General features: G+C 49.8%; 23 protein-coding genes. 15 read left to right on the forward strand and 8 right to left on the reverse strand.

Annotation, left to right across the window (positions count from 1 at the left end; all coding sequences use genetic code 11):
- Positions 1-158 precede the first annotated feature (158 nt).
- From PAEVO_RS24845 to nadE, 3 genes are all read left to right on the forward strand, one after another.
- A complete protein-coding gene (locus PAEVO_RS24845) occupies positions 159-1,883 on the forward strand; it encodes a two-component system sensor histidine kinase NtrB (RefSeq protein ID WP_100540170.1) in 1,725 nt (574 codons plus the stop codon).
- A 325-nt stretch (positions 1,884-2,208) separates the two neighbouring features.
- Positions 2,209-2,643 (forward strand): BrxA/BrxB family bacilliredoxin, encoded by a 435-nt coding sequence (locus PAEVO_RS24850; protein ID WP_100540171.1) that lies wholly within the window; start codon positions 2,209-2,211, stop codon positions 2,641-2,643.
- Between the two features lie 678 nt (positions 2,644-3,321).
- Positions 3,322-4,131, forward strand: coding sequence for an ammonia-dependent NAD(+) synthetase (nadE, locus tag PAEVO_RS24855; protein ID WP_100540172.1), 810 nt, complete (start codon positions 3,322-3,324; stop codon positions 4,129-4,131).
- A 68-nt stretch (positions 4,132-4,199) separates the two neighbouring features.
- On the opposite strand, the gene PAEVO_RS24860 is transcribed toward nadE, so the two are convergent.
- Positions 4,200-4,751: a dihydrofolate reductase family protein gene (locus PAEVO_RS24860; RefSeq protein WP_100540173.1), complete on the reverse strand. Its 552-nt coding sequence runs from the start codon at positions 4,749-4,751 to the stop codon at positions 4,200-4,202.
- 190 nt (positions 4,752-4,941) lie between these two features.
- Between PAEVO_RS24860 and acpS the strand changes: the two genes are divergently transcribed.
- Both acpS and mutY read left to right on the forward strand, forming a co-directional pair.
- Positions 4,942-5,337 (forward strand): holo-ACP synthase, encoded by a 396-nt coding sequence (gene acpS, locus PAEVO_RS24865; protein ID WP_100540174.1) that lies wholly within the window; start codon positions 4,942-4,944, stop codon positions 5,335-5,337.
- Between the two features lie 24 nt (positions 5,338-5,361).
- Positions 5,362-6,510: an A/G-specific adenine glycosylase gene (gene mutY, locus PAEVO_RS24870; RefSeq protein ID WP_100540175.1), complete on the forward strand. Its 1,149-nt coding sequence runs from the start codon at positions 5,362-5,364 to the stop codon at positions 6,508-6,510.
- Between the two features lie 268 nt (positions 6,511-6,778).
- On the opposite strand, the gene PAEVO_RS24875 is transcribed toward mutY, so the two are convergent.
- On the reverse strand, positions 6,779-7,387 hold the full coding sequence (locus PAEVO_RS24875) for a superoxide dismutase (RefSeq protein ID WP_100540176.1): 609 nt from the start codon (positions 7,385-7,387) through the stop codon (positions 6,779-6,781).
- Between the two features lie 326 nt (positions 7,388-7,713).
- On the opposite strand from PAEVO_RS24875, the gene PAEVO_RS24880 reads away from it, so the two are divergent.
- From PAEVO_RS24880 to folE, 9 genes are all read left to right on the forward strand, one after another.
- A complete protein-coding gene (locus tag PAEVO_RS24880; protein ID WP_100540177.1) occupies positions 7,714-10,281 on the forward strand; it encodes a hypothetical protein in 2,568 nt (855 codons plus the stop codon).
- 27 nt (positions 10,282-10,308) lie between these two features.
- Positions 10,309-11,076 carry an ABC transporter ATP-binding protein gene (locus PAEVO_RS24885; RefSeq protein ID WP_100540178.1) on the forward strand — a complete coding sequence of 256 codons (768 nt, stop codon included), beginning with the start codon at positions 10,309-10,311 and terminating at the stop codon, positions 11,074-11,076.
- 68 nt (positions 11,077-11,144) lie between these two features.
- Complete coding sequence (locus tag PAEVO_RS24890) at positions 11,145-12,422, forward strand: ABC transporter permease (protein ID WP_243390922.1); 1,278 nt, start codon at positions 11,145-11,147, stop codon at positions 12,420-12,422.
- Positions 12,423-12,455: 33 nt separating this feature from the next.
- Positions 12,456-13,544 (forward strand): efflux RND transporter periplasmic adaptor subunit, encoded by a 1,089-nt coding sequence (locus PAEVO_RS24895; protein ID WP_100540180.1) that lies wholly within the window; start codon positions 12,456-12,458, stop codon positions 13,542-13,544.
- A gap of 436 nt (positions 13,545-13,980) precedes the next feature.
- The gene (locus tag PAEVO_RS24900; protein ID WP_100540181.1) at positions 13,981-14,406 is read left to right on the forward strand and encodes a GNAT family N-acetyltransferase; all 426 of its coding nucleotides are present in this window, start codon (positions 13,981-13,983) and stop codon (positions 14,404-14,406) included.
- Between the two features lie 201 nt (positions 14,407-14,607).
- The gene (lepB, locus tag PAEVO_RS24905; RefSeq protein WP_100540182.1) at positions 14,608-15,210 is read left to right on the forward strand and encodes a signal peptidase I; all 603 of its coding nucleotides are present in this window, start codon (positions 14,608-14,610) and stop codon (positions 15,208-15,210) included.
- A gap of 43 nt (positions 15,211-15,253) precedes the next feature.
- A complete protein-coding gene (gene queG, locus PAEVO_RS24910; protein WP_100540183.1) occupies positions 15,254-17,101 on the forward strand; it encodes a tRNA epoxyqueuosine(34) reductase QueG in 1,848 nt (615 codons plus the stop codon).
- A gap of 141 nt (positions 17,102-17,242) precedes the next feature.
- Positions 17,243-17,479: a YneF family protein gene (locus tag PAEVO_RS24915; RefSeq protein WP_009594912.1), complete on the forward strand. Its 237-nt coding sequence runs from the start codon at positions 17,243-17,245 to the stop codon at positions 17,477-17,479.
- 122 nt (positions 17,480-17,601) lie between these two features.
- Positions 17,602-18,195, forward strand: a complete 594-nt coding sequence (gene folE / locus PAEVO_RS24920; protein WP_100540184.1) for a GTP cyclohydrolase I FolE — start codon at positions 17,602-17,604, stop codon at positions 18,193-18,195.
- 107 nt (positions 18,196-18,302) lie between these two features.
- Here folE and PAEVO_RS24925 read toward each other — a convergent pair whose 3' ends face one another.
- The 5 genes from PAEVO_RS24925 to PAEVO_RS24945 form a co-directional block, all read right to left on the reverse strand.
- Positions 18,303-18,575, reverse strand: coding sequence for a hypothetical protein (locus PAEVO_RS24925; RefSeq protein WP_100540185.1), 273 nt, complete (start codon positions 18,573-18,575; stop codon positions 18,303-18,305).
- 33 nt (positions 18,576-18,608) lie between these two features.
- Entirely contained in the window at positions 18,609-19,883 is a 1,275-nt protein-coding gene (locus PAEVO_RS24930) for a Tle-like phospholipase domain-containing protein (RefSeq protein ID WP_100540186.1), read from the reverse strand.
- A gap of 68 nt (positions 19,884-19,951) precedes the next feature.
- Positions 19,952-20,230, reverse strand: a complete 279-nt coding sequence (locus PAEVO_RS24935) for a hypothetical protein (protein WP_076325901.1) — start codon at positions 20,228-20,230, stop codon at positions 19,952-19,954.
- Between the two features lie 466 nt (positions 20,231-20,696).
- Complete coding sequence (locus PAEVO_RS24940; protein WP_100540187.1) at positions 20,697-21,872, reverse strand: Fe-Mn family superoxide dismutase; 1,176 nt, start codon at positions 21,870-21,872, stop codon at positions 20,697-20,699.
- A gap of 161 nt (positions 21,873-22,033) precedes the next feature.
- Positions 22,034-23,026 (reverse strand): alpha/beta fold hydrolase, encoded by a 993-nt coding sequence (locus tag PAEVO_RS24945; protein ID WP_100540188.1) that lies wholly within the window; start codon positions 23,024-23,026, stop codon positions 22,034-22,036.
- Positions 23,027-23,246: 220 nt separating this feature from the next.
- Here PAEVO_RS24945 and PAEVO_RS24950 point away from each other — a divergent pair, with 220 nt between their 5' ends.
- On the forward strand, positions 23,247-23,987 hold the full coding sequence (locus PAEVO_RS24950) for an IclR family transcriptional regulator (protein WP_071220874.1): 741 nt from the start codon (positions 23,247-23,249) through the stop codon (positions 23,985-23,987).
- A 173-nt stretch (positions 23,988-24,160) separates the two neighbouring features.
- Here the strand turns inward: PAEVO_RS24950 and PAEVO_RS33970 are convergent, their stop codons facing one another.
- Positions 24,161-24,316, reverse strand: coding sequence for a hypothetical protein (locus PAEVO_RS33970; protein WP_165789747.1), 156 nt, complete (start codon positions 24,314-24,316; stop codon positions 24,161-24,163).
- Between the last annotated feature and the right edge of the window lie 119 nt (positions 24,317-24,435).

A 24,435-nucleotide genomic window follows, 5' to 3' on the forward strand; every position in this document is an offset into this window, starting at 1 on the left:
ATAGGATTTTTGCGAATTATCCCAAACCTCATGAATAGGACATAGGATGGAGTTTCCCCAGGCTTCGAAAGAGAAATTACAAGATATTGTAATATGATGTCGCCTATGCTTTAATCAGAAATATTAGATGCGTCGTCCAATTGAGGTGATCGATCACTGTGCTGAGCCTATGGAAAGATATTTTGCTGCAAGTTTTGCTGTCTGGTACACTCATCTTTCATCTGCCGCTTCTCCTCGACAGACATCTAAAGTGCCTGAACAAGAAGCATCCGGATGATCTGCTTCGATTTCGCAAACATATTGTCATCGCATGCGGGATTAGCATTATATTATGCATTTTGATCTCGGCCATGAACGATTATTACGTACCGATCAACCTTGGCGTTATCCCGTTATTTTTAGGCATATTATACGGAGGTCGTCGTTCAGGGCTATTTCTTGCAGCTATGTATATCACATGCCAAGGGCTGATTAACGGCTGGTCAACGATCGGCCTCATTCTGAATATGCTGGTTCTGGGGTACTCGCTATTACCCTGGATTACCTCTAATTTCAAGAAAGGCTCCATGACCGAAAAAATTTGTTGGCTGTGGAGCGCGCTTATTCCGGCTATGCTGATTATTGTAGCCTCCCACGCGATTGAAGGAAAGGTTAAGAATAATGATCTGAATCCGGATACGATATTGGTGACCATTCTGTATATGCTGATCGGCATTTTTTATTCAGGAATGATTGTATATTGGATCGAATTAACATGTGAGCGCCTGGGCGCTGGCCAATACGATGTGAAGAACAGAGAGTGGTTATCTTTAACGAAAATGATGGAGATGATTCCTTTAGGTATGGTCGCGGTGGATCGAAGCGGCAATATCATCGCTTTTAATCAACCGCTTATCCGCAGCTTTCGAAACGTGTTTCCTAATCTGACAACCAAGGATGTCATCGGCAGACCCTTATTTGACTTATTGGACGGCATGATTCAAAAGGAGCATCTGCGCAGCCGGTTTCAGAGAGCTATGGATGGAATCGAAAGCACCGGCGAGATTATGCGAAGCGCTACCCGCGTATATTCCACAGGCATCTACCCGCTTATACATAATGGGAACGGCGACATCTTGGGTGCGGTAGGTATTATGGAAGACATTACGGAGCTGGAGAGACTACGGACGGAATTCATTAATGTAGAACGTTTAAGTTTGGTTGGCCAAATGGCGGCAAGCATAACCCATGAGATTCGCAACCCGATGGCTGTCGTCCGCGGATTCTTGCAGCTGATGCAGGAGAAGAGTCCGGATACGCTGGACCATTATTACCGGATCGTCATGGAGGAGCTCGATCGGGCCAACGGTATCATCAGCGATTTTTTATCCCTCGCCCAGAACCGGGTTGCAGAGAAAGAAGAGTGTCACCTGCATGACATTATCCATGAGCTCAGCCCGCTCTTGTGGGCCGATGCGAATTTGCGCGGACAGAGCATTGACCTGAAACTCGGTAATGGGATTCCTCACCTGTACCTGAATGCCAAGGAGATGAAACAGCTAATTCTGAATCTGTGCCGGAATGGGATGGAGGCGATGGACGACAAGGGGACGTTGACGATCGAAACCCGGCTCGATGGGGATCAGGCCCAGCTTTATGTTGCGGATACGGGAATCGGCATCTCCGAGAATGAGCTGGAGCGTTTGTTTGAACCTTTCTTTACGACGAAGAGTAAGGGAACGGGGCTAGGACTCGCCCTGTGCATGAGCATTGTACAGCGTCATCACGGGACCATTGATGTGAAGTCGCAGCTAGGCGAGGGAACGGTTTTCATTATTTCCTTTCCTGTCCACTCGTACCAGCAAAGCTTACCGGAATCCCAGAGCGCTGCCGCTTCCGAATAAACGGGCTGATAATTACGCATCATAAGGCAGAGCTCAGGGTAAAGGAGGGATTCGGATGAGTAAAAATGATTCCAAACAACAGGAGCAGCAGGAGCGTGAAAACAAAGATCGCCGTGGCGAGCCTATCGTCGACAAGAAAAAAGATGGGGTAAACTATCCTGCTACCTAGTTATCCGAATGGAACAATAAAAGACGGGCGGTATCCTATTTTGTGATGCTGCTCGTTTTGTATTTTCTTGCTTTCACTCTTTAGGATTGTATAATATAGATATCGATGAGCTGTTATAATTCGAACAATCTTGTTTATATAAGGAGTGAAGCAGTTATGGGTATGTCTTTTGACCGATATATGCGCGATATGGTTCAACCGATGCGGGATGAGCTGACCAGCCTGGGAATTAAGGAACTGACGACACCAGAAGAGGTGGAGGAAGTGCTTCCAGCAGCGAAAGGCACAACGCTGGTCGTTGTAAACTCCGTATGCGGCTGCGCAGCAGGGCAAGCGCGTCCAGGAGTAGCCAAAGCGCTTGAGAACCAGGTGAAGCCGGATCATTTGTTTACCGTGTTTGCCGGACAGGATAAGGAAGCAACGGCTAAAGCCCGCGAGTATTTTGCTCCGTATCCTCCATCCTCCCCATCGATTGCTCTGCTGAAGGACGGGGAATTGGTGCACTTTATCGAGCGTCATCAAGTGGAGAATCGTTCTGCAGAAGAAATCGCGGCGGATTTGACCGACGCATTCAATCGCTACTGCCAGTAATCGGCAGTTACATAGGCCCCGAAGCATTCGGCATATTCCGAAGCCGCGGGGCTTTTGTTTTAGATATAGAATTTATAAGTTATCAGCTACGCTGATGAAATTCTATATCGCAAGAAAAACTTCCGCCAAATGCGGTCTGTCTTCTAAGAAAGTACGTCTATAGACGTTTTTGTTATAGATATAGAATTTATAAGTTATCAGCTACGCTGATGAAATTCTATATCGCAAGAAAAATTTCCGCTAAATGCGGTCTGTCTTCTAAGAAAGTACGTCGATAGACGTTTTTGTTATAGATATAGAATTTATAAGTTATCAGCTACGCTGATGAAATTCTATATCGCAAGAAAAATTTCCGCTAAATGCGGTCTGTCTTCTAAGAAAGTACGTCTATAGACGTTTTTGTTATAGATATAGAATTTATAAGTTATCAGCTACGCTGATGAAATTCTATATCGCAAGAAAAATTTCCGCTAAATGCGGTCTGTCTTCTAAGAAAGTACGTCGATAGACGTTTTTGTTATAGATATAGAATTTATAAGTTATCAGCTACGCTGATGAAATTCTATATCGCAAGAAAAACTTCCGCTAAATGCGGTCTGTCTTCTGAGAAAGTACGTCGATAGACGTATGAATGAAGTACTTCAGAAAGAGAGAACATACTGAAAGGAGTCATATATCATGAGCCTACAAGAACAAATTATCGCAGAACTGGGTGTCAAACCTACCATTAATGTGGAGGAAGAGGTACGCAAGCGCGTTGATTTTCTGAAAACCTATGTAAAGAACTCGGGCACTTCCGGACTGCTGATCGCGATTAGCGGCGGGATTGATTCCGCTGTGGCTGCCGGTCTGTGCAAGCGGGCTACTGACGAGCTTACAGAGGAGACCGGTAAGGAATACAAGACACTCGGGGTGTTCCAGCCATACGGCGAGCAGGCTGATATTTCCGACAGCTACGCGACGGCGAAAGCCTTCGATTTGAAATATACCGTCGAGACCAATATCGAGGAAGCCGTGAACGAGGTTGCTCTAGAGGTTGAGCACGGCCTGAAAAATATCGGCGTCCATAAGCATATGAGTATTCCCGGTAAAGGCAATGTGAAAGCCAGAGTGCGTATGGTGGTACAATATGCGTTGGCATTCGAACAAAATTTGATCGTTGTCGGCACGGATCATGCTTCCGAGGCGATTACCGGCTTCTATACTAAGTGGGGCGATGGAGCAGTGGATATTACGCCGCTGAGTTCCCTGAACAAGCGTCAGGTCCGTATGCTCGCATCCTATTTGGGGGTTCCGCAATCGATTCTGGACAAAGCGCCTTCTGCCGGCCTTTGGGAAGGTCAGACGGACGAGAAAGAGCTCGGAATCAGCTACGAGGATAACAGCGATTATCTGGAAGGCAAGACGATCAACCCTGATGTTCAGCAGAAGCTCGAGAGTTATTACGTCAAAACCGCGCACAAGCGCAATACGATTCCAGGCATCTAACATACGAATTCCCAAGCATAAAGCCTTCCGGAGAATCCCCTCCGGAAGGCTTTTTATTTAGCGAGGCACTAGGTATACATAATATTGTAGGTCGGTTTGAGAACGCCGTTGGCATATTGCTTCATATCGACCAGTTCGAGTCTTAGTCGCGGCTTGACACTGCCGAACAACGGAACGCCGTCACCAACCATTACCGGGTTCACCTTCAATACAAGCTGATCGATCAGTTGATGCTGAAGCAGGCTTCCTGCTAATTCTCCGCCGCCGCACAGCCACAGCTTGCCGTCCGTCTGTTGTTTGAGATTATGGATGTACGGGACGGCGTCCTCCTTGACTAGTTCAACTTCATCATTGGATTCGAATTCTAATGACCGTGAGAATATATAATGCTTGAGTCCTTTGTAACCAGGCTCCCCCGGCTTAGCACCCATCTTAAATCCAAACTCATACGTTTTACCGCCCATCAGTACAGCCTCAAACTCCTGAATGTCGGCCAAGAAGTCCGGAACATGTTCCCCGTCGAATAAAAAGAGGGTGTGGTCGATTCTTCCATCCATCATGGCTTGATCGGCGATAAAAGAGTCAAGCGAAACGGCAACGTGATAAATCAATGAACCCATAACATGATTCCCCCTTAAGTTATGCTATTTTGTACAGTCTATATGGATAAAATTTGAAATACAACAAATTTATTTAATTCATGGTGTTGTAACACCGTTGGTCTCGCGTTGACGTACATCGACTGATACAATAAGTAGGAGTATATTTTTTGGACAGGAAGACTGGATCCATGAAGGAGAGCGAACGATTGTGATCTACGGAATCGGACATGACGTGCTGGACATGAAGCGAATGGAGATGTTGATGACAGGCCCGCATGGCGAGAGGTTCATGAAGCGCGTGCTTACGCAGGACGAGCAGGTCATCGCGGCCGGCAAGGGGGCGAAACGGACGGAGTTTGTTGCCGGGCGCTTTGCTGCCAAAGAAGCGATATCCAAAGCCTTCGGCTCCGGAATCGGGGGTGTAATCGGGTTCCGTGATATCGAAGTGCTGCCAGGTGCTCTTGGCAGGCCTGAGACCCGTCTATCACGGGAAGCCTGGGACCGTCTCGGAATGGAAGAGTCCGCACATTATGCGATTCATCTGACGATTTCGCATCAGGCCACGCTGGCTTCCGCTTTCGCTGTGGTTGAGAAGATAAAGTAAGGATGACGAAGGAGATTTTTATAGATGCATAATACGGAACACAAACCATACTTCAGCCACGAGCTGCTGAATTGGTATGAGATCAACAAAAGGGATTTGCCATGGCGCAGGCATCGCGATCCCTACTATATATGGGTATCTGAAATTATGCTGCAGCAGACCCGGGTGGACACGGTAATCCCGTATTTCCACCGGTTTATCGAGCGGTTTCCAACGATTCAGTCGCTTGCGGATGCGCCGGAGGACGATGTATTGAAATGCTGGGAGGGCCTCGGCTATTATTCCCGGGCACGCAATCTTCAGGCAGCCGCAAGGCAAGTGACAGAGCAGTATGGGGGCGTTATGCCGAGCGGAAAAGATGAAGTGTCGGGACTTAAGGGCATTGGTCCTTATACCTCGGGCGCCATTCGCAGCATCGCATTCAACATTCCTGCCGCAGCAGTGGACGGCAACGTGATGCGCGTGCTGTCCCGCTATTTTTTGATTGAAGAAGATATTATGAAGGTGAAAACCCGCACCAAGATGGAGGAGCTGGTGCTGACGCTGGTTCCGGACGGTCGAGCCTCGGATTTCACCCAGGCGTTGATGGAACTGGGGGCGTTAATATGTACGCCGAAATCGCCCAAATGTCTGGTATGCCCGGTGATGGAGCATTGTACAGCGCGTCTTGAGGGCAAAGAGGAGTCTCTTCCTATTAAGACGAAGGCCAAGCCGCCGCGTCCCGAACACCGCCTTACGGCGATCGTAGAGGGCACCGGCGTGCATGAAGGGAAGATTCTGATCCGCAAGCGTCCATCGACCGGTTTATTGGCAGGGATGTGGGAGTTGCCGCATGTGATTGTATCGACCGAGGAGAGCGGCGTTCCAGCCGTGATGTCCGAGGAGACGGCAATGAGCCGCTTGAGGGATGCCTTGCTGGAAGAAGGAGTTCCGGTCCTGCCGATCGGCCATGTGATGGACGCCGAGCATACCTTTAGCCATATTCAATGGAATATGGGCGTGTACCGCTGTAAGTGGCAGGATGTGCCGCCGGCAGCCCTGCAAGCAGCCGAGAGTGCAGCGGCGTATGAGACAGGCGAAGAGAACTTTCGCTGGATTCACGTTCACGACATGGAACGCTACGCATTTCCGAATGTGTTCATTCGGATTTTGAACTCGTATTTCTCATCTTAAAGCCGTAATTTCCCATGTAATGGGGGATATAATGATGAAACGGAATGGCTCGTAAGGAGTAGTGGAGCTTTGCATAGCTGGAAGAATGCGCTTCTTTACATTTTTGGCATCGGGGTGTCGAACGCCATTATGGGTCTAACCCTGCAGCAGCGGTAAATAACACGTAACAGCATGAAATAGTGATAGAAAAAGGCTGCTTTAGCGGTAGACAGGGTCTACAGCTGAAAGCAGCCTTTTTGGTATGATATCGGTTTTTAGTTAAGCGATATTATTTCGCGTTATCGTAACGTTTGCCGACTTCTTCCCAGTTCACTACATTCCAGAATGCGGAGATGTAATCAGGGCGTTTGTTTTGATATTTCAGGTAGTAAGCATGCTCCCAAACGTCCAGGCCGAGGAGAGGAGTTTGACCTTCCATGATCGGGCTGTCTTGGTTCGGCGTGCTGGTTACTGCCAGTTTGCCGTCTTTAACAACGAGCCAAGCCCAGCCGCTGCCGAAACGAGTTGTAGCCGCTTTTGCGAAATCTTCTTTAAATTTATCGAAGCCGCCCAGCTCGCTGTTGATAGCATCAGCCAATGCGCCAGTCGGTTGTCCGCCGCCGTTTGGTCCGATAACTTCCCAGAATAGGGAGTGGTTAGCATGGCCGCCGCCGTTGTTGCGAACCGCTGTGCGGATGCTTTCCGGTACAGCGTCAAGGTTAGCGATCAGATCCTCAAGGGATTTCCCTTGAAGCTCAGGAGCGTTCTCAAGAGCAGCGTTCAAGTTGGTTACGTAGGTATTATGGTGGCGATCATGGTGGATCTCCATCGTTTGTGCGTCGATATGAGGCTCGAGCGCGTCGTTTGCGTAAGGAAGTGCTGGTAATTGAAATGCCATAGTAAAAACCTCCTGTAAATTTAGTTTTTGGTTATGATGAAAGGTCTTCCTTCATCAGGAAGTCTTTATCATCCCGGAGCAATGGAATATGTAATCCGGCTACACTACATATATTAAACCGTTTTGGGTGATTAAATCAACTTTTATGTTTGAAAAGTCCGAGAGGGCTGATTTATTGCACGATGGAAAGTTGTTTCAGCGCAATGAATAATAATGGAAAACTTTTCTGTGAAACTTGTCGTTATATATATAGTCTTGAACAAATCTATGATCGAAACGTCGATATAGAAGGGATATGTCGAGGTAGAAAGGAGTCGGTACATAACATGAATAGTACAAAGTTCAGAGTGACTGCCATTCTGATGGCTGCCATTCTGGCTGCGGCACCGCAAGTGGAAGCTGCGGCATCTAAGACGCAGCCATCGCAAATCACGAAGTCGAATGCGCAGAAGGGTGCAGCGCTGGCCTGGAGCGTGAAACTTGGCAACAACGTCACGGCAAAGCTTGACCATGCCGACGTATGGCAGCAAACCGGTACGAATGTGGCGGTATTTACACTGACTTATAAAAACGGGGGGAAAAGCGCAGCGCGTCTGGTATCTTATTTTCCCAAGGTGGTGCTTCCCGGCGGTTCCGTGACGGCAGCCAATCCCATTTCCAAGGATCTGGCCAAGAAGAAGGTAGAACCCGGGCAAAGCCTGAGTGTAACCTATTATGCGAAAACCGACAGCAGCTCCTTGTCCGGCATGAAGCTGGTGATGGATGTATGGAATCCGCAAGTCAAAGGCTACCTGCAGCGTGTCGGAACGTACAGAATGCCCGCCAACTATTCAGCAGCCGTACCATCCGGCTTGACCTCCAAACTGAATCTGGGCGGCACGCCGGTTACCGTACAGGCTGAATCGCTGGAGATCATCAAGTATGACGGCAAAGTCATCGCCAAAGTCGGGATGTATATGACGAACCATGGCGGAAAGGTATGGAATGACCGGGGGTTCGAACCGTACTTGGTGACGGCAAGCGGCAGCTCATTCCCTCTGCGTCATGAGGCAGGGGCCGAGGGTGTGCCTGTTCAGCCGAAAGAAAAGAAACTTGTTTATTACATAACGGAAGTTCCCTCCTATCTTAAAACGGCGGGTTTGCGTTTCTTGTGGACCGAAAACGATGAAACGCTGAAGCTGTCTTTGCCGGTCGCATCCTTCAAGCTCCCTGCGGCAACAGCTCCAAAGTGGGATGTCGCGGCTGGCGCGGCCAAGAAGTTGACCATCAAGGGCATTCCGGTCGATGCCAGAATCCGCCAAGCTTCGCTGCGCGCCGCCGGGGGACAGGGCATATGGAATATCGAGATGGCCTTCAAGAACAAAGGGAAAAAATCGGTGGAGGTTCCGGCCTACGAGTATGCAATTAAAGCATCCGAAGGCTCCTTCCATCCTTATACCCCGGATAACAAAGCGGGTTTGACGCTCCGTCCCGGGGAAGAGAAAACGATGGTAATGGAAATAACGCTTCCGCTTGATCTCAAGCAGGACCGGTTGAAGCTGCAAATGATCGGGGCATCTGGCCCAGTCGGCTCATCCAAACCGCCGGCGAACTCGGATGAACCTGGCGGTGAGTCGACCGTCGAGGTCCAGGAGTCGTTGACCCTGCCGATTGCATACTTTGCCATCCCTTATCAAACGGAACGCAAATCATCGATTGGCGTGGAGTACGATGCGCAGACGGCGAAAGGATTTGCATACACGCTGGAATCCATGCAGCGGCTGCCATGGCAGGATCAGGATCTGATCGTTGCGAAGCTGCGTCTGCGGAATACTCAGGAATCCAAATCGCTGCCGCTGCCTGAGCTTAAAGTGAACGTCACAGCGGACGAAAAGACAACTCTGACCGGTTCGGAGGTTATTGCAGAGGAGCAGGGTTCCCTGATTGCCCCGGGGTCATCAACCGAGGTGTATGTCATGGCTCGGATCCCATATACCAAGGATATCCGTTCGCTCCGCTTCGAGCTGTTTACGCAGCAGGATACAGCCAAAACGTCGTTCCTTACCATGACCACGTCAGGCATGACGCAGTCGATCAGCACATTGGAGAAAGGGAAGCCGTATACAGTTACCGCGATTGGTAAGCGCGCAGAGGCGCAGGAACGGCGGACGGTCATCTATGAAGGCCTGGACTCCGACATTGTCTATTCCGAGTTCTTGCTGACCAGCAATGAACAGCGCCGCGTTCAAGCAGCGGTGCTGAAGGGGTATTTCCAAAGCACGGATGGCAAGATCTATGAAGCGGAAACCATTCAGCCGGAAGCCTCGCTTCAGCCGGGGTCCAAGCAGTCGATCGTCTTTTGGGCCAGAGTGCCGAAGGGGGCTGCAAGCGAACTGGGGCTTGCTCTGGGTACGGCAATGACCGGAGGCAAGCTTGCGGAGACGGGCAAAGACGCTACCGGTGTCATGGGCGTGAAAAAATTGATGCTGAATCCGATCAGACCAGCCGTAAGCTCCGGACTGACGAACCTCGATTGGTATCCTTACCACGTTTCGGTTACGAAAGCGGTAGGACATCTGCAGGAGGGCAGTTCTTCCATTCCGCTGAATATCACGTTTGATGTGAAACGCAGCGAGAGCATCATTGCAGCGGACTCCGGCCACAAGCTGATTTTAATCATCAAGGACAGCCTCGGGCAGACACAGGAGCGTACGCTCACGCCAGGAACCGATATCCAGGTGCCAGGTACCCGGTCGGTGTCGATGGAGCTGTCGGATGAGCAATACAAAAAACTTCGCGGCGGTTGGTTTAACTTAACCCTGGTGGACGAATTCCAGAATGAGCGTATCACGCTCGGCAGCCAAAGCTACAATCTGATATTCACGCCTACCGCAGTTCCCGACGAGGAGAGTTAAATTAAGAACCGGAAAGGAATAGCGAACATGTTGCGTTTGGAAAATGTATCGCACAGCTTTAAGAACGGTAACGAAGTGTTAAAAGTGCTCCATCATATCCAGTTCGAAGTCCAGAAGGGTGAGATGATTGCCCTGCTGGGCAGTTCCGGGTCGGGCAAGTCCACGCTGCTCAACTTGATGGCAGGACTAATGAAGCCGACGGAAGGCCATATTTATATTGCCGATCAGGATATTGTCAAATACGGGGAAAACAAGCTTGCAGTCTTCCGGCGCAAGCATATCGGATTTATTTTTCAGGCCTATGAGCTGATCCCGACGCTCACGGTTCGGGAAAACGTGGAGCTTCCCCTGGTCTTTCAATCCGTTTCTCCGTCCAAGCGCCGCAAGAAAGCGATGGAGCTGCTGGAGATGACGGGGATCGGCGATAAGGCTTCATTGTACCCGTCCCAGCTGTCAGGCGGACAGCAGCAGCGCGTCAGTATTGCTCGCTCATTGATTACCGAGCCTTCCGTTATTTTTGCGGACGAGCCGACGGGCAACCTGGACACCAAGACGGAAGAGGAAATTATCCGAATCATGATGGCGCTGAACGAGTCCATGAAAACGACGTTTGTCATCGTTACCCATGAGATGGAAGTCGCTGCTCAAATGAAAAAAACGATTATGCTCCGTGACGGTTATCTGGTTCAGCCGGAGGACTATACAGCGCCAGCAGCAGGTCAACGGGGGCCAAACGCCCCCTCGCCCCTGCCTGGGGTCCCGGTTCATGCGGAGGAGGCAGGTGAGGTCAGCTGATAATTTTAGACAGCATAAGGCTGGCATGGGGACAGATTAAACGCCGTAAAGTGGTGACAGCCCTGTGCATGACCGGTATTTCGATTGGATGCGCGGCAATTATCGTAGCGATCAGCATTGGCAACGGTGCCCAGAATTATTTGGAGACGGAAATTATAGGCGGCATGAAGCTTGACGAAATTACGGTGACTCCGCAGGGCTCAAGCGGGCAAGGTGAAGGCAGCGGCCCCACGGTCGGAGCTGACCGGGGATTGCTTACGGATGATAAGGTTCAGGTGATTCAGGGCTTTGATCATGTCAAATCCGTTATAGCCACCAAGCAACTCGGGTATTTTAAAGCCATTTCGTCCGACAACCTAATCAACGACGGCTTTAACGTTGTGGCCGTGGACCTGTCAAAGCTCAAAGAGCAGGGTAACAGGTTCAAGGAAGGCGGTCCGCTTGATCAGATCGGTGCTATGGTGCTCAATTACGGAGCAACAACCGGATGGAAGGATGCAGAGACGAGCGAAAGATTGATGAATATGATCAATACCGATCCCAACAATCCGAAGATATGGGAAGAATATCAGATGTATGAGAGCACCGTATCGGAAATGAACGGTAAAAATATTCAGTTGGAGCAGATGGACGCTGACAAGAAACAGCTTAGCCCGCAGCTTTATGTTGGAGGCGTGCTGGACGTGCCTACGGGGAGAGATGCCCAGTTTGCGATCTACGATCGTCAGGCCTATATTTCCTTTGATACGGCGGAATGGCTAACAAACAGTTTGAACTTGCAAAATGGGACAGCTTCGAAACAACGGGTATACGATAATCTAACCGTCAAAGTGGATGATCTGCAGAATATTAAACCGCTCGAGGATTTGATCTCAAAGCTTGCGCTTAATGCGAGCGACAATCTGGCCATGCGTGATCAGGTCGCTTCCCAATTGGATACCTTCAAAGCGATTGCTCTCGGCATCGGCGTATTTATCCTGTTATTGGCCTCGATATCGATCATCGTAGCGATGACGATGTCTACGCATCAGCGCCGTAGACAAATCGGCATCATGAAGGTCCTGGGGGCGAATATGCCGCAAATCCGCAACATGTTCATTGTAGAAGCCAGCCTGCTCGGTTTGCTTGGCGGATTGCTTGGCATCGTATTCGCATTTTTGATCATCAAGGGGCTAAATTCATTCATTATGGCTTCGGCGGGTATGTCTGGGCTGCAAATTGCGGTTACGCTGGAGACGCTGCCGATCGGCATTGCATTCGCTGTGATGACCGGAATCTTCTCAGGGATCTATCCGGCGATCAGTGCAGCTAGAACGAATGCACTTCTGGCCATCAAGCGGGATTAGGATAATGAGTTTCGGAAAGGAAGCTAAATCGGTATGATAAAAAAAATTATAAAATGGACGGTTATCGTTGCCGTGCTGGGCTTGGTGGGATATTGGGGATATGGACAGGTGAAACCGAAAGAACCCGAGATTCCCATGATGGAAGAGCCGCAGGTCATCTCATTTCCCGTAACCGAGGAAACCATCGTCTCGACCGTGCAGGTCAAGGGAACATCCGAATATGGGCGGGAGACCAATGTCTACGCACCTTTTGAAGCGAAAGTGGAGTCATGGAACGTCGAGAACGGCCAGCAGATCAAGAAAGGCGATGCGCTTTTTAAATTGGAGCAAACGGCCATTCGCCAGCAGCTTCAGCAGAAGGAAGCCGAGCTGCAGAAGCGGAAGCTGGAGCAGGAGCTGAAGGAGTTCACGTTAAATCAGGACCTCGATAGCGCCCCGGCGTTAGCAACGGAGGCCGAGCGCCTTAAAATGCTGGCAGACCAGGAGAATGCTCGGCTGAGCAGTCAGCTGGACGAGGTTACCAACGATATTGAGCGCCAGACGCTGGCCGACTTGAATGACAGGCTGAAGAAAGCTACATACCTATCGCCTGCAACAGGCCTGTTTCTGTTCGATCCGACGCAGCAGCGGCCGCAATCCGTGACGGCGAACCAGTATATCGGGAAAATCGTCGACCTGGATTCTCTTCGATTAGTGGCATATGTCGGGGAAAACGATATATTCAGCATTAAGCCGGACATGGCGGTTGAAGTAAAGCTGCCGTCCATCAAGGATCTAAAGCTGAAGGGAAAGGTGCTGGAGGTGGCCAAATTTGCCGAGACGACGGCTCAGGAGAAGCAAACCTCCCAGACACCACAGTTTAAGGTAATCATCTCGCTGCCGAAGGAAGATCGTTTGATCGGCGGGCTGACGCTAAACGGAGATATTGTAACCAAACGGAAGGATAAGGCGGTTGTCGTTCCTAAACTTGCCGTTATGACGGACGGAGGCACCTCCTATGTCATGGTGGACAAGGGAGGCGGCCAGATTGAACGGCAGGATATTGAGACCGGCTTGCAGACGCTGGATAAAGTCGAGGTTTTGTCAGGGCTGAAAGCGGGCGACACCGTCGTTCTTCAATAAATATCATGATCGAAATACAGCGTTCCTCAAAGGCACATTGCCGAGAGGACGCTGTTGTTTTTTTGCTTGCTTTATTAACGGCGGGGCTGGGAAAGTCTGGTCGTTTTATTAAAATATAGATCTCAATCAGGAAGAAAAACCTTGGGAATTAATGGTTGTAATTTTAACAGTGTGCTAATGGTTTAGCAGCAGGAAACAAACCTATCATTCCACAAAAATATGGAATATTATCCAGCTAAAAAGATGAAAACGCTTCATATAAAGCGCTTTCAGAAGAAAACTCGTGAATTTACGAGAAAGATGTGGTTTAATGGACAAGGAAAGAGGATTTTCGGGTTTTTTGTAGTAACCTAAATGTCAGGTTTGCGTTAACGGAATACTAGATTTTTGTAAACCGGGTAAACCGCATCATGCTAACGAAAAGGGAGATTTTGAAATGCATGTTCGTTCCTTTCAGTTGAGTGACTGTAACCCCGTAACCGAGCTGCTGCAGATTGCTTTATCGGAAGAATGCTACGAAAACACGATGGAGCCCTTCTCCAGGCAGCTTGCTTGGGACTCCGATCTGATTATGGTGGCTGAAGAAAACGGTGAAATCGTTGGTGCCTTAATCGGTACGATCGAGCGCAATCATGGTTGTTATTACCGCATTGCCATTCATCCCGACTATCGCAGAAAAGGGATTGGCAAAGCCTTGATTTCGGCAATGGAACAGCGTTTTCAATCACGAAAAGTCAGTCGGATCATGGTAGCCGGAGACGAGCACAACGCCGCAGCCATGCCATTTTATGAAGCCATGGGATACGGTGCCAGCCAAATCCTGCGGTCGTTCCAGAAGCTCAGTATCCTTGGTCAATCGTAGTCATGACATAAGCGGTACATACGAGCGACGCAAACGGCGGCTTTAAGCTTCGACAGAGATAAGAAACGACATTTTTTCGATATGAAGCATATCTTTCAGCCGTTGCAAATGGGTGGGAGATATGCTTTTCTATTAATGTACCTTTTTTGAAGGTGCCGCCTTTGGTACCCGAAGGCGAAATCGAAGTAAAGTAGGTGTAGCATGGGACAAGTGATTTCTCCGGATTCAACTGAGCATGGCGAGAACAACGGACCTCAGAATCAACCTGGCAAGAAGAACGGCTGGGCTGCCGAGCTTTGGGATTGGGTAAAGACGATTGCGATTGCATTTGTTATTATGGTGCTCCTAAATATGTTTGTGTTCAATCTTTCTATGGTTAAAGGTGAATCTATGCAGCCGACGCTGGTAGCATCGGAGCGGCTGTTTATTAATAAAGTGGTATATCGCTTTTCCGAACCGAGCCATGGCGATGTCATTGTGCTTAAGGACCCGAGTGATGGCCCGGATAAGAAGGAGTTTCTTGTAAAGCGTGTCGTGGGCGTACCTGGGGACACCATTGAGGTAAAGGACCAGAAGCTGTACGTGAACGGAGTTGCACAGCAGGAAGGGTATACCGATGTTCCGATCGAGGACCCGGGCTTTGAGCCCATAACCCTGGAAGAGGGCCGCTACTTCGTTATGGGAGATAACCGCCATCTTGGAAAGAGCAAGGACAGCCGCATGTTCGGCAGCGTGAAGGAAAGCGACATCGTCGGCAGGGCGGAATTTATATTCTGGCCGTTGTCCGAGATCAAAAAGCTGTAGCTGAAAAGACAGAACATCATCCCAGGAAAGGAGGCGCTGGAGAATGACCTACACACTCGGCTCGTACGCTCCTCCGCCTTCGGTATGGGAGGAGCTCAAGCAGGAGCTCAAGGCCGTTGCGCCTGAGCTTGGCATTGATGATATTGGCTTCGCTTCGGCGGAGCCGTTCGAATCCTTGAAGAGCATTTTGCAAAATCATCGGGATAAAGGGTATGAGTCGGGCTTTGAGGAGTCGGATCTGGATAAGCGGGTTACTCCGGCCCTCCCCGGTACGGAGCCGAAGTCCCTGATCGCCATTGCCATAACGTACCACTCGAAGATGGAGAACCCGCCCAAATCGGAGCCTGGCAAGTACAGGGGGATTATGGCGCGGTCCGCTTGGGGAAGGGATTATCATCATGTGCTCCGGGAGGCCATGAGCCGTCTGGAGGAATACATTAAAGAACGCGTGCCGGATGCGAAGCTTGAAAGCATGGTGGACACGGGCGCGCTTGTCGACCGGGCGGTTTCGCAGCGAGCCGGAATTGGCTTTAGCGCCAAGAACTGCGCCATCATCTCTCCGAAGTTCGGTTCCTGGATATTCCTCGGCGAAATGGTAACCAATATTCCGTTTCCGCCGGATACGCCGGTAACCGAGGACTGCGGGGAGTGCACCAAGTGCATTGACGCTTGCCCAACCGGCGCGCTTGTCGGTCCCGGGCAGCTGAATGCCCAGCGCTGCGTTTCTTTTCTAACCCAGACCAAAGGGTTTCTGGACGAAGAAGCCATGCGCAAGATCGGTAACCGGCTGTACGGCTGTGATACCTGTCAAATTGTTTGTCCGAAGAACCGGGGCAAGAATTGGACTCATCAAGAGGACTTCAAGCCCGACCCTGAAAAAGCCAAGCCGCTGCTCCTGCCCATCCTGGATATGAGCAACCGCGAATTCAAGGAAACGTTTGGAGATACGTCCGCGGCTTGGCGCGGCCGAAAGCCGATTCAGCGCAATGCTGTCATCGCGCTTGGCAACTTTAAAGATAGTTCAGCTGTGCCGAAGCTAAGCGAGGTACTGCTGAAAGACCCGCGCCCGGAGCTGCGGGGAACCGCTGCATGGGCTCTGGGCCGTATTGGAGGCGAAGAAGCGTTGAACAACTTAGAGAAAAGCATGAAATCAGAAGGGGATTCCCAAGTACGAAATATGCTGCAGCAAGCCTTGAATAAACTGAAGTCTGAACCAAATGAGAATGAGTTATCTGCTGGAGCGCAAGCCGCCGCAGACGACAATAGCAACAAAGTGTCTGATTCTTCGAATGGGGGAACGAAAGCCCAGCCTGAAAGTCCTGTTATTCAGGGAGTTGAGCCGATGGCCATTCCTGAAGGAGGACCGGAAATTTTGTATTACGATGAAATTCAATCACCGATTGGACCTTTGACGGTCTGTGCAACGGAGAAGGGCCTTTGCCTGATTGAGTTTGGCAGCTTTTATGTGAAGGAAGCGGTCATCCAGCAGTGGTCGCGGACCTGGGCCGGTAATGGCGGTTATCAGCGCGATGAAGCAAGATTAGCTCCTATGACATCGCAGTTGAAACAGTACTTTTCCGGTGAGTTGAAGGAGTTTGACATAAAGCTGGATATGCGCGGAACGTCATTCCAATTGCAGGTATGGGAAGCTTTGAAATCCATCCCCTATGGAAATGTTTGTTCTTATAAGGATGTAGCCGAATCCATCGGTCGTCCGAAAGCCGTTCGGGCGGTAGGCGGTGCGAACAACAAAAACCCGGTGCCGATTGTGGTGCCGTGTCATCGGGTGATTGGTACTGACGGTACTTTGATCGGATATGCCGGCGGACCGGAGATCAAGCGCATCCTGCTGACCCTGGAAGGGGTTATGCCGGGACGGAATGGGCAATAAATGATCAAGGTGCATAATTGGGGCGGCTTGCTGCCATGTATCCGTTATTTTCATTTGCTGTGGCGAAAAGGACATGCTATGATAGGTTCGTGTATGCGCCATTAAATGGTAGATATTAGTATAGTAGAAGGTGGTCAAGTGATGGATATAGTCATTCCGATTATTACATTGATCGTGGGTCTGGTTGGCGGATTTTTCATCGGCGTATTTTATCTCCGCAAGCAATTGGAGAAGATGCAGAACGATCCGCAAATGCTGCAGAAGATGGCAAAACAAATGGGCTATAACATGAACAGCAAGCAAATGCAGCGCGCACAGCAAATGATGAAAAATCAGCCTATGCCGGGTAAAGGGCAAGGCCGTAAACGCAAATCATAATGAAAAAAGCCCGCTCCCGTCTAAATGAAATGACGGAGGGGCATTTCTATTTAAAAAGGCCGCTAACAGCGGCTATAAGTTAACCGTTTGCTTTTTCTATGGAACGAAAAGGGGGATGTACTGTGGCGGGTGTAAAGGATTATGTGAACAATAAAGTCGGCGCTAACCGAGAGCAGATCGAGTATCATGTAGAGCAAATATTGAAACTGATCGGTGAAGATCCCCAGCGTGAGGGGCTCCTGGAGACACCGGCCCGTGTGACACGGATGTATGAGGAGATCTTTGCGGGATACGAAGTGGATCCCAAGGATGTTCTCGGGGTTACCTTTGACGAGAATCATGAGGAATTGGTTATCGTGAAGGATATCGTATATTACAGCCAGTGCGAGCACCATATGGCGCCGTTTTTTGGGAAGGTCCATATCGGTTATGTTCCTAGCGGCAAAATCGCCGGCTTGAGCAAGCTGGCACGTCTGGTCGAGGCGGTTACCCGCCGTCTTCAGGTGCAGGAACGCATCACCTCGCAAATCGCGGACATTATGGTGGAGGCGCTGCAGCCAAACGGCGTGATGGTCGTTGTGGAAGGCGAGCATCTGTGCATGTGCGCGCGCGGTGTGAAGAAGCCGGGCAGCAAGACGGTCACGTCAGCTGTACGAGGTACCTTCCAAAGTGATTCGGCGCAGCGTTCGGAATTTCTGTCTTTGATTAAAGACTAAGCATGATCCAGAGGATCAAAAAAGGCTTCGCCCACGGAGGCGAAGCCTTTTTATGTGCTCAATAATGATTGTGAGCTCATATGATAATCGATAGGGGGAAGGGCTCCTCAAGAAGCGCCATCCACTTGTTTCATATATTGCACATACTGGATGAGTGCGTGTTTTTGCTCCTCAATATCCCGGATACGGCGGGACATCTCCATAAAGAAGGTTTCAATCTGATCGCGCAACACATTGGCAGACTGTCCCTTCCAATCCTGCAGACGTGCGTACATGACCCGTGCTTCCTGTTCGTCGGCCCGAATGGCTGCCAGCAATCCTGTCAGCTCGCGTTCGGCTTGAAGCAAATCATCCAGCTCCAGCAGAATCTCTCGACTCATCTCCATCCCTCCCGGTAGCTTTTGTATTGATCTTTACCCGCTGTTGTCTGTCCGTTCAAATAAATCCGCCTTGAATTTAATGTATTGAACGATGTCGGTGGTATGCTGCAGATGCCATTGACTCATCGACATGATGGATGTATCCAGCTGCTGGACAATCGGCTGCAGACGTCTGCTGTGGCTGGAGAACATGTATTTGGAGAGACGCTGCCGGATTCCTTGGATTTCGGCATCACTTTGATGGGCGTGTGCTCTCCATTTCTCGGCTACGCTTCGCAGCTCGGCAGGGGTCACCTGAATGGTTCCGGAGGAGCCTCCGACGGAGCCGCCCAGGGCTCCCAGCGAGCCGCCTAAACCTAAGCCTAAATGGCTCATCGGCCCACCCAGGCCGAACAAGAGACTGCCATGGGCAGGTATTCTGGGCGAATTAACGGCTTTGTCGGTAGCGCCGTCGTACAGAGGATTTGAGATGTAACCATCCTCGAATCGATAGCGGTCAAGCTGATGATAATTGGGGCCGCCCAGTGTATTATCAATTTTTTCCTTTATACTAAGCCCGTCATTGGCGTCTTTATAACTGGAGTCTATGTAATAGGTTGAACCGACGTGGCCATCGAAGCCGCCGAGCGCACCGCTGCCAATAATGTCGCCAGGATGGACGAAATTAGTGATTTGAGAGTCAAATTCCCCGTTCTCTGCCTTTCTTCTGGCTTCAGGGGAGAGGCTCCCGATGACCGACGGAGCACTGAAGGTGACAGCCGACATGCCCGTATAGGCGGCAGCATATTGTGCATTGGCTCCCCCCAGGGAGTGCCCCGTGAGGGTGAAATCAACGCCCTTGTATTTCTCCTTCATTTCCAGCGCATAATCCTCGGCTTGATACAATTGGTTGGTTCCTAATATATCCGTTTTTTTATCGATTTTCCTCGATTGTTCACCGAACCAATCCGTGACATCGTTAATCCCCGTGGCTTCTTTGACTTTGTCTACATGGTCCGCCCAAGGTGGCCGAAATTCCGGAATCTTTCTTTTGATCTCTTCAATGCCAATATCCGCATCGGCTAAATAATCGGGGAGGGCATGGGATAAGTCTTCGCCTGCCTCGGTGCCCCGGTAAGCGATAACGGCCTGATTCGTTTCCTTGTTGTAGAAAGTTACCGCATCAAAACCTGATATGCTGTTGCTCTTATAGTCCTCAAGGACCTCCCATCCAGGCAAGTCCTCAACGGTATCTTCTTTTTTCAGATCGAGATAAGCCGCTTCTGACATCAATCGGTATGTCTCGTCATCCACTTGCGGTGAACTCAATTATACTCCCTCCTTAACATTCAGCAGGATCAGAACCTGTAGCTACAGCCAAAAGGCAGCACAACCCATCACTCACCCTTAATCGCTTTTCTGAGCTCCGGGTTCATCACGAAGTTGGATGTCTCGCCTGTGTTGAAATCAACGGATATTTTAAAGGTTTGTTCAGGATGATCTACGACAAACCCTTCAAGGTTGACCTTGTCCGCTACGATAGAAGGCATCATCTCTTCCTTGGTAATCTCTACATCCAAGTTGTATTTCTCTTTAAAATGCTGAACGGCTGTGGTTTTAGCCTTCGTTATGACCTCGTCCGAGCTGTCGTCTGTAGTAGCTTGGTTATTGTTCACTGGCTGGCATCCTCCAACAATTAAAATGATAAGCACAAAAGCAAAAATAAAAATACGTGATTGGAACTTACTCTTCACACTGACCCATCCCTTCAGTGGTGATGTTCTGCTCTTACAGGCGCGCTGAATCTTGTAGTCTTACATGGAGCCATCATTTCTCTTCGTTTCGCCTTAGGCAATGCAGAGACTGCTTATCAAGCTTACTGTCATATCATAATCCAGCATATGGGAGCGTTCAACCGAATAAATAACCAGATATGTGGTAAAAAAGACCTAACAATAGGCTCGGGTTACTCCTTAGCTTGAATAATCTTGTCCAATTCGGGGCTCAAGACCAAGTGCCCGGTTCATGAGTCACCCCCTGAATATTGATAAACCCTCCTTAAACTCCATAAGGGAAGTAAGGAGGGCTATAGACATCATACCCAATATTAACCAATATGAAGCAGCCCAGCAAGGCTTTGAATTAAAAAGGCTTCCATTTCAGCTTACTGGCATGCTTGAAGCGCTCTGCAACCTCCGGCCAGTAGACCACGTTCCACCAATCCTTGATGTAGTCCTTGCGTTTACTTTGATGTTTAAGGTAGTAGGCATGTTCCCATACGTCCAGAGCCAGGAGAGGGACGACATCCCACTGGGAGAGATTCTGATGTTTCTCAGCCTGCAAAATTTCAAGTCGATGGCTGCGTGGACTCCAGACAAGGATCGCCCAGCCGCCCCCTTCCACTTTGTCTGCCGCCTCGCTAAAGTGCTTTTTAAAGCGATCGAAGCTTCCGAAATCCTTCTTGATCTGTTGGGCCAGCTCACCGCCAGGCTCGCCACCGCCCCTCGGGTTCATAATGTTCCAGAAGATCGTGTGCAGATAGTGGCCGGCACCATGAAAAGCCAGCTCGCGTTCCCAATGCTTCACCAGCTCGAAATCGCCGCTTTTTCGGGCCTCCTCCAATTTCTTCTCCGCCTTGTTCAGACCATCGACATAGCTTTGGTGATGGACGTCGTGATGAATCCGCATGGTTTTCTCGTCAATATGAGGCTCCAGTGCATTATAAGCGTAAGGCAGTGGAGGAAGGCGATGCCCGCCAATCGGTACGGCCTTGCCGCTGTCTCCCATACCTTGAATGGACAGTTCAGCCTCAGGGGGAGATGGGGGAGGGGAGGCGGCCTCGTGAAGCGTCATCGATTGCATCGGCATCTCTACATCCATGAATCTTTCCAGTGCTCCGGCGGAGTTGAGGGTCTCGAGCGTGTTCAGGAAGTATTCGGACTCTCGAATCACATGATGCACGACCGTGCCGGCGAGCGGCACTTTCCGAATGGCCTCACTATTCTCCTTCAATCCGTGGAGCTGGCGGATGAACTCTCTGGACTGCTCGCAGGAAGCGCGCAGCAGCTGCTCGACTTGGGTCAGTACTTGAGGCGAAGGAGGTCCGTCATAACGGAGAATGTGGCGCAAAAGTTCGTCTGCTGCTTTTTCCGTATCAGCGAACACCACCGCCCACTGATCCAGCATTTTGACATAGACCGGCTCCAGATCCGGCGCAATGGCTTTGATGAGCTCAGTATGCTTCCTTTCCTGATGTTTCCAATAGCGAATCTCTTCGAGTAATCGTACCGGGAGCTTCGCTCCGTAAATAAATAACATGTCCGTTCCCTCCAGTATCAGGTTCACTAAACACACTATATTCATATGGCGGCCTGTATTATGAGGGGGAAATAAAAATAACCCCGCTGCATCAAAGCAGCGGGGGAGATGGATCGTATGATGAATGGCTATTTTAATAGTGAGTGCATTTGTTAAAAATATTAGGATTCATCCGGAGTTTCGAGTTTGCCTAGAAAGGTGGATACTCTGCGCAGATATTCTTTAGGGTGCTCACGGAAGATGAGCTCATGATGCGCCTCCTCTACAATCCAGGAATCCGAATCCGTATGGGTTTGATTGGAAGCAATCTTCTCGGCGATCGGGTAAGGTGCCTTATCGTCTTTCGTTCCGTGGATGAACAAGGTCGGGAACGGATAATCGTGCTTCTTCACCTCATTGTAAGGGATCTGATCCAGACTTGTGCCGTTAAGCACCGGGAAGAGCAGCTCCAGAATCTCCAGGGAAGGATGGCGCGGGAGATTAATCTGGTTGTGAATATTGTGATAAAGCGTGTCCGGCTCCAATAAAAAGGCGCTGTCCAGAATCATGGCATCCACATCCTTGGTCTCAAGCCCTGCCTGCAGTGCGGTGCCAGCCCCCATGGAGAAGCCCCAGACGACAATTTGCTTCGCGCCGCGCTGCTTCACATGTTCAATGGCTCCAAGAAGCTGGCGTTTCTCCTCTTTGCCACCGGTCGCCACTTCCTTGCTGGTCTGGGAGGCAAAGCCGTAATCAAACATGAGCACATTAAAATTCATGTTGTGCGCGTAGTGGGCGATATCGTACATCGGTACCCAGGTTTCCTCCCGGTTGGCGCCGTAACCATGGCTGAGCACGATGGTTTTCGAAGAATTTTCGGCCGGTATATACCATCCATTTATATTTCGTTTGCCGTCAATGGAGTGGAATGTGACATTCTCGTAATTCATATCTTTAGCAAGCTTGGGATTGGAATAGAGCGGAGCAACCGTCGGATTCGACAAAACCCAAGCAATATAGGCATGAAGCGCAATAAAACAGAAAACGAGAAAAAAAACGACAGATAATAACAACGCTAATATAATATGCTTTAAACGAACCAAGCCGGTCGACAGCTCGGCCGGCGTGTCATTTAATTGGGAGAGTGGGGCGTTACTACCAGTCGTTGTGCTCATAAGTGGCCCCTCCTTACCATATAGTCTGGATATGTTTCGTTAACATGAAAGAGTTGAAATTATAATAATCGTATGCCCGGAAGCCTATAAAGTCAATGCAAATCCATAGATTGTAAGACAACTGTAAAGTCCCTGTCTCCATGGTTTACTTTTGAGAAGAATTCTCATATAATTCTTGTAACCAGGTTTCATAGAATGAAACAGGAAGGAGCTGGTCGGGATGGAAGACCGTAAATTAACGGTGCGTGCTGTAGAGCGGGCACTTGATATATTGATGTGTTTTACGAAAGACAGTGAACTTGCCCTCACAGAGATTTCTACCCTTATCGGATTACATAAAAGCACCGTCCATCGACTGCTAACAACGCTGGAAGACAAAGGATTCGTTGTGCGTAACAAAGAGACGGAGAAATATCGGCTCGGCTTGAAAATATGGGAGCTGTCCATGCATCTGTCCCAAAGCGACGACCCGGCGATTCGCCTTCTGCCCGCGATGGAAGCCTTACGGGATCGCCTTGGGGAAACGGTGAGTTTGTATTTAAGAGACGGTTCGGATCGTCTTCGGATTCAAGCGGTTCAGAGCAATCAGGGCATTCGGCGGGTCGCCCAGGTCGGAGTACGACTGCCGCTGTCCGTGGGCGCCTCCAGCAAGGTTCTGGTGGCCTTTGCGCCACCGGCCGATCAGGAGGAGCTGCTGAATGCGCCGGATTGGCCGGAATCTGTCGACCGCATCGTTTACCGGCAGCAACTGGCCGAAATATTGGAGAAGGGATACGCGATCAGCATCGAAGAGCGCGAGCCTGGGGCTGCTGCGGTATCGGTACCGATCTTCGACCGGAATGGTCAAGTGGCGGCAGCACTGTCGATGTCAGGGCCAGTCACCCGCCTGTCAGCGGAAACGCTCCGCGAACATGCGCCCATCCTGATGGAGGCGGCACGGGAAATGGGAATGATGATATAATATTCATTCTATTGCCGGAGTGCGGACAGCATCACTATAAGTTATTGAATGACCGGGCGACTCCATGTGATACAGCTTTTTAGAATCAAAAAGGACCGTTCCCTACAATCTTGGCGATTGGGGAAACGGTCCTTTTGTCGTAGCGGCTCATCTATATAATAGGTAAGCATCATTTAGGTCAGCTTCATATTCTTTTCCTCTATTTTCTGATTGAGGATCTCATGAAAGGTGAGGGGTTTATCCTTCGATTCCTCTCTTTTGGGCGCAGCCACCGGCTGCGGCCGCTGGTATTGATAATGGAACGAAGCCATCGTATGTATTTTGATCATAGGTACCTTCCTCCTAGATATAGATTTCCGTTAATGTTTTTTACCAATTAACCTCCGTGGCACCATTCGAAACGGAATATCCAATATTCAGGAGGGAAGTACCAGATCATAACAAAAAT

This window comes from Paenibacillus sp. GM2FR (genome assembly GCF_002803325.1).
GTDB classification, from domain to species: domain Bacteria; phylum Bacillota; class Bacilli; order Paenibacillales; family Paenibacillaceae; genus Paenibacillus_AQ; species Paenibacillus_AQ lautus.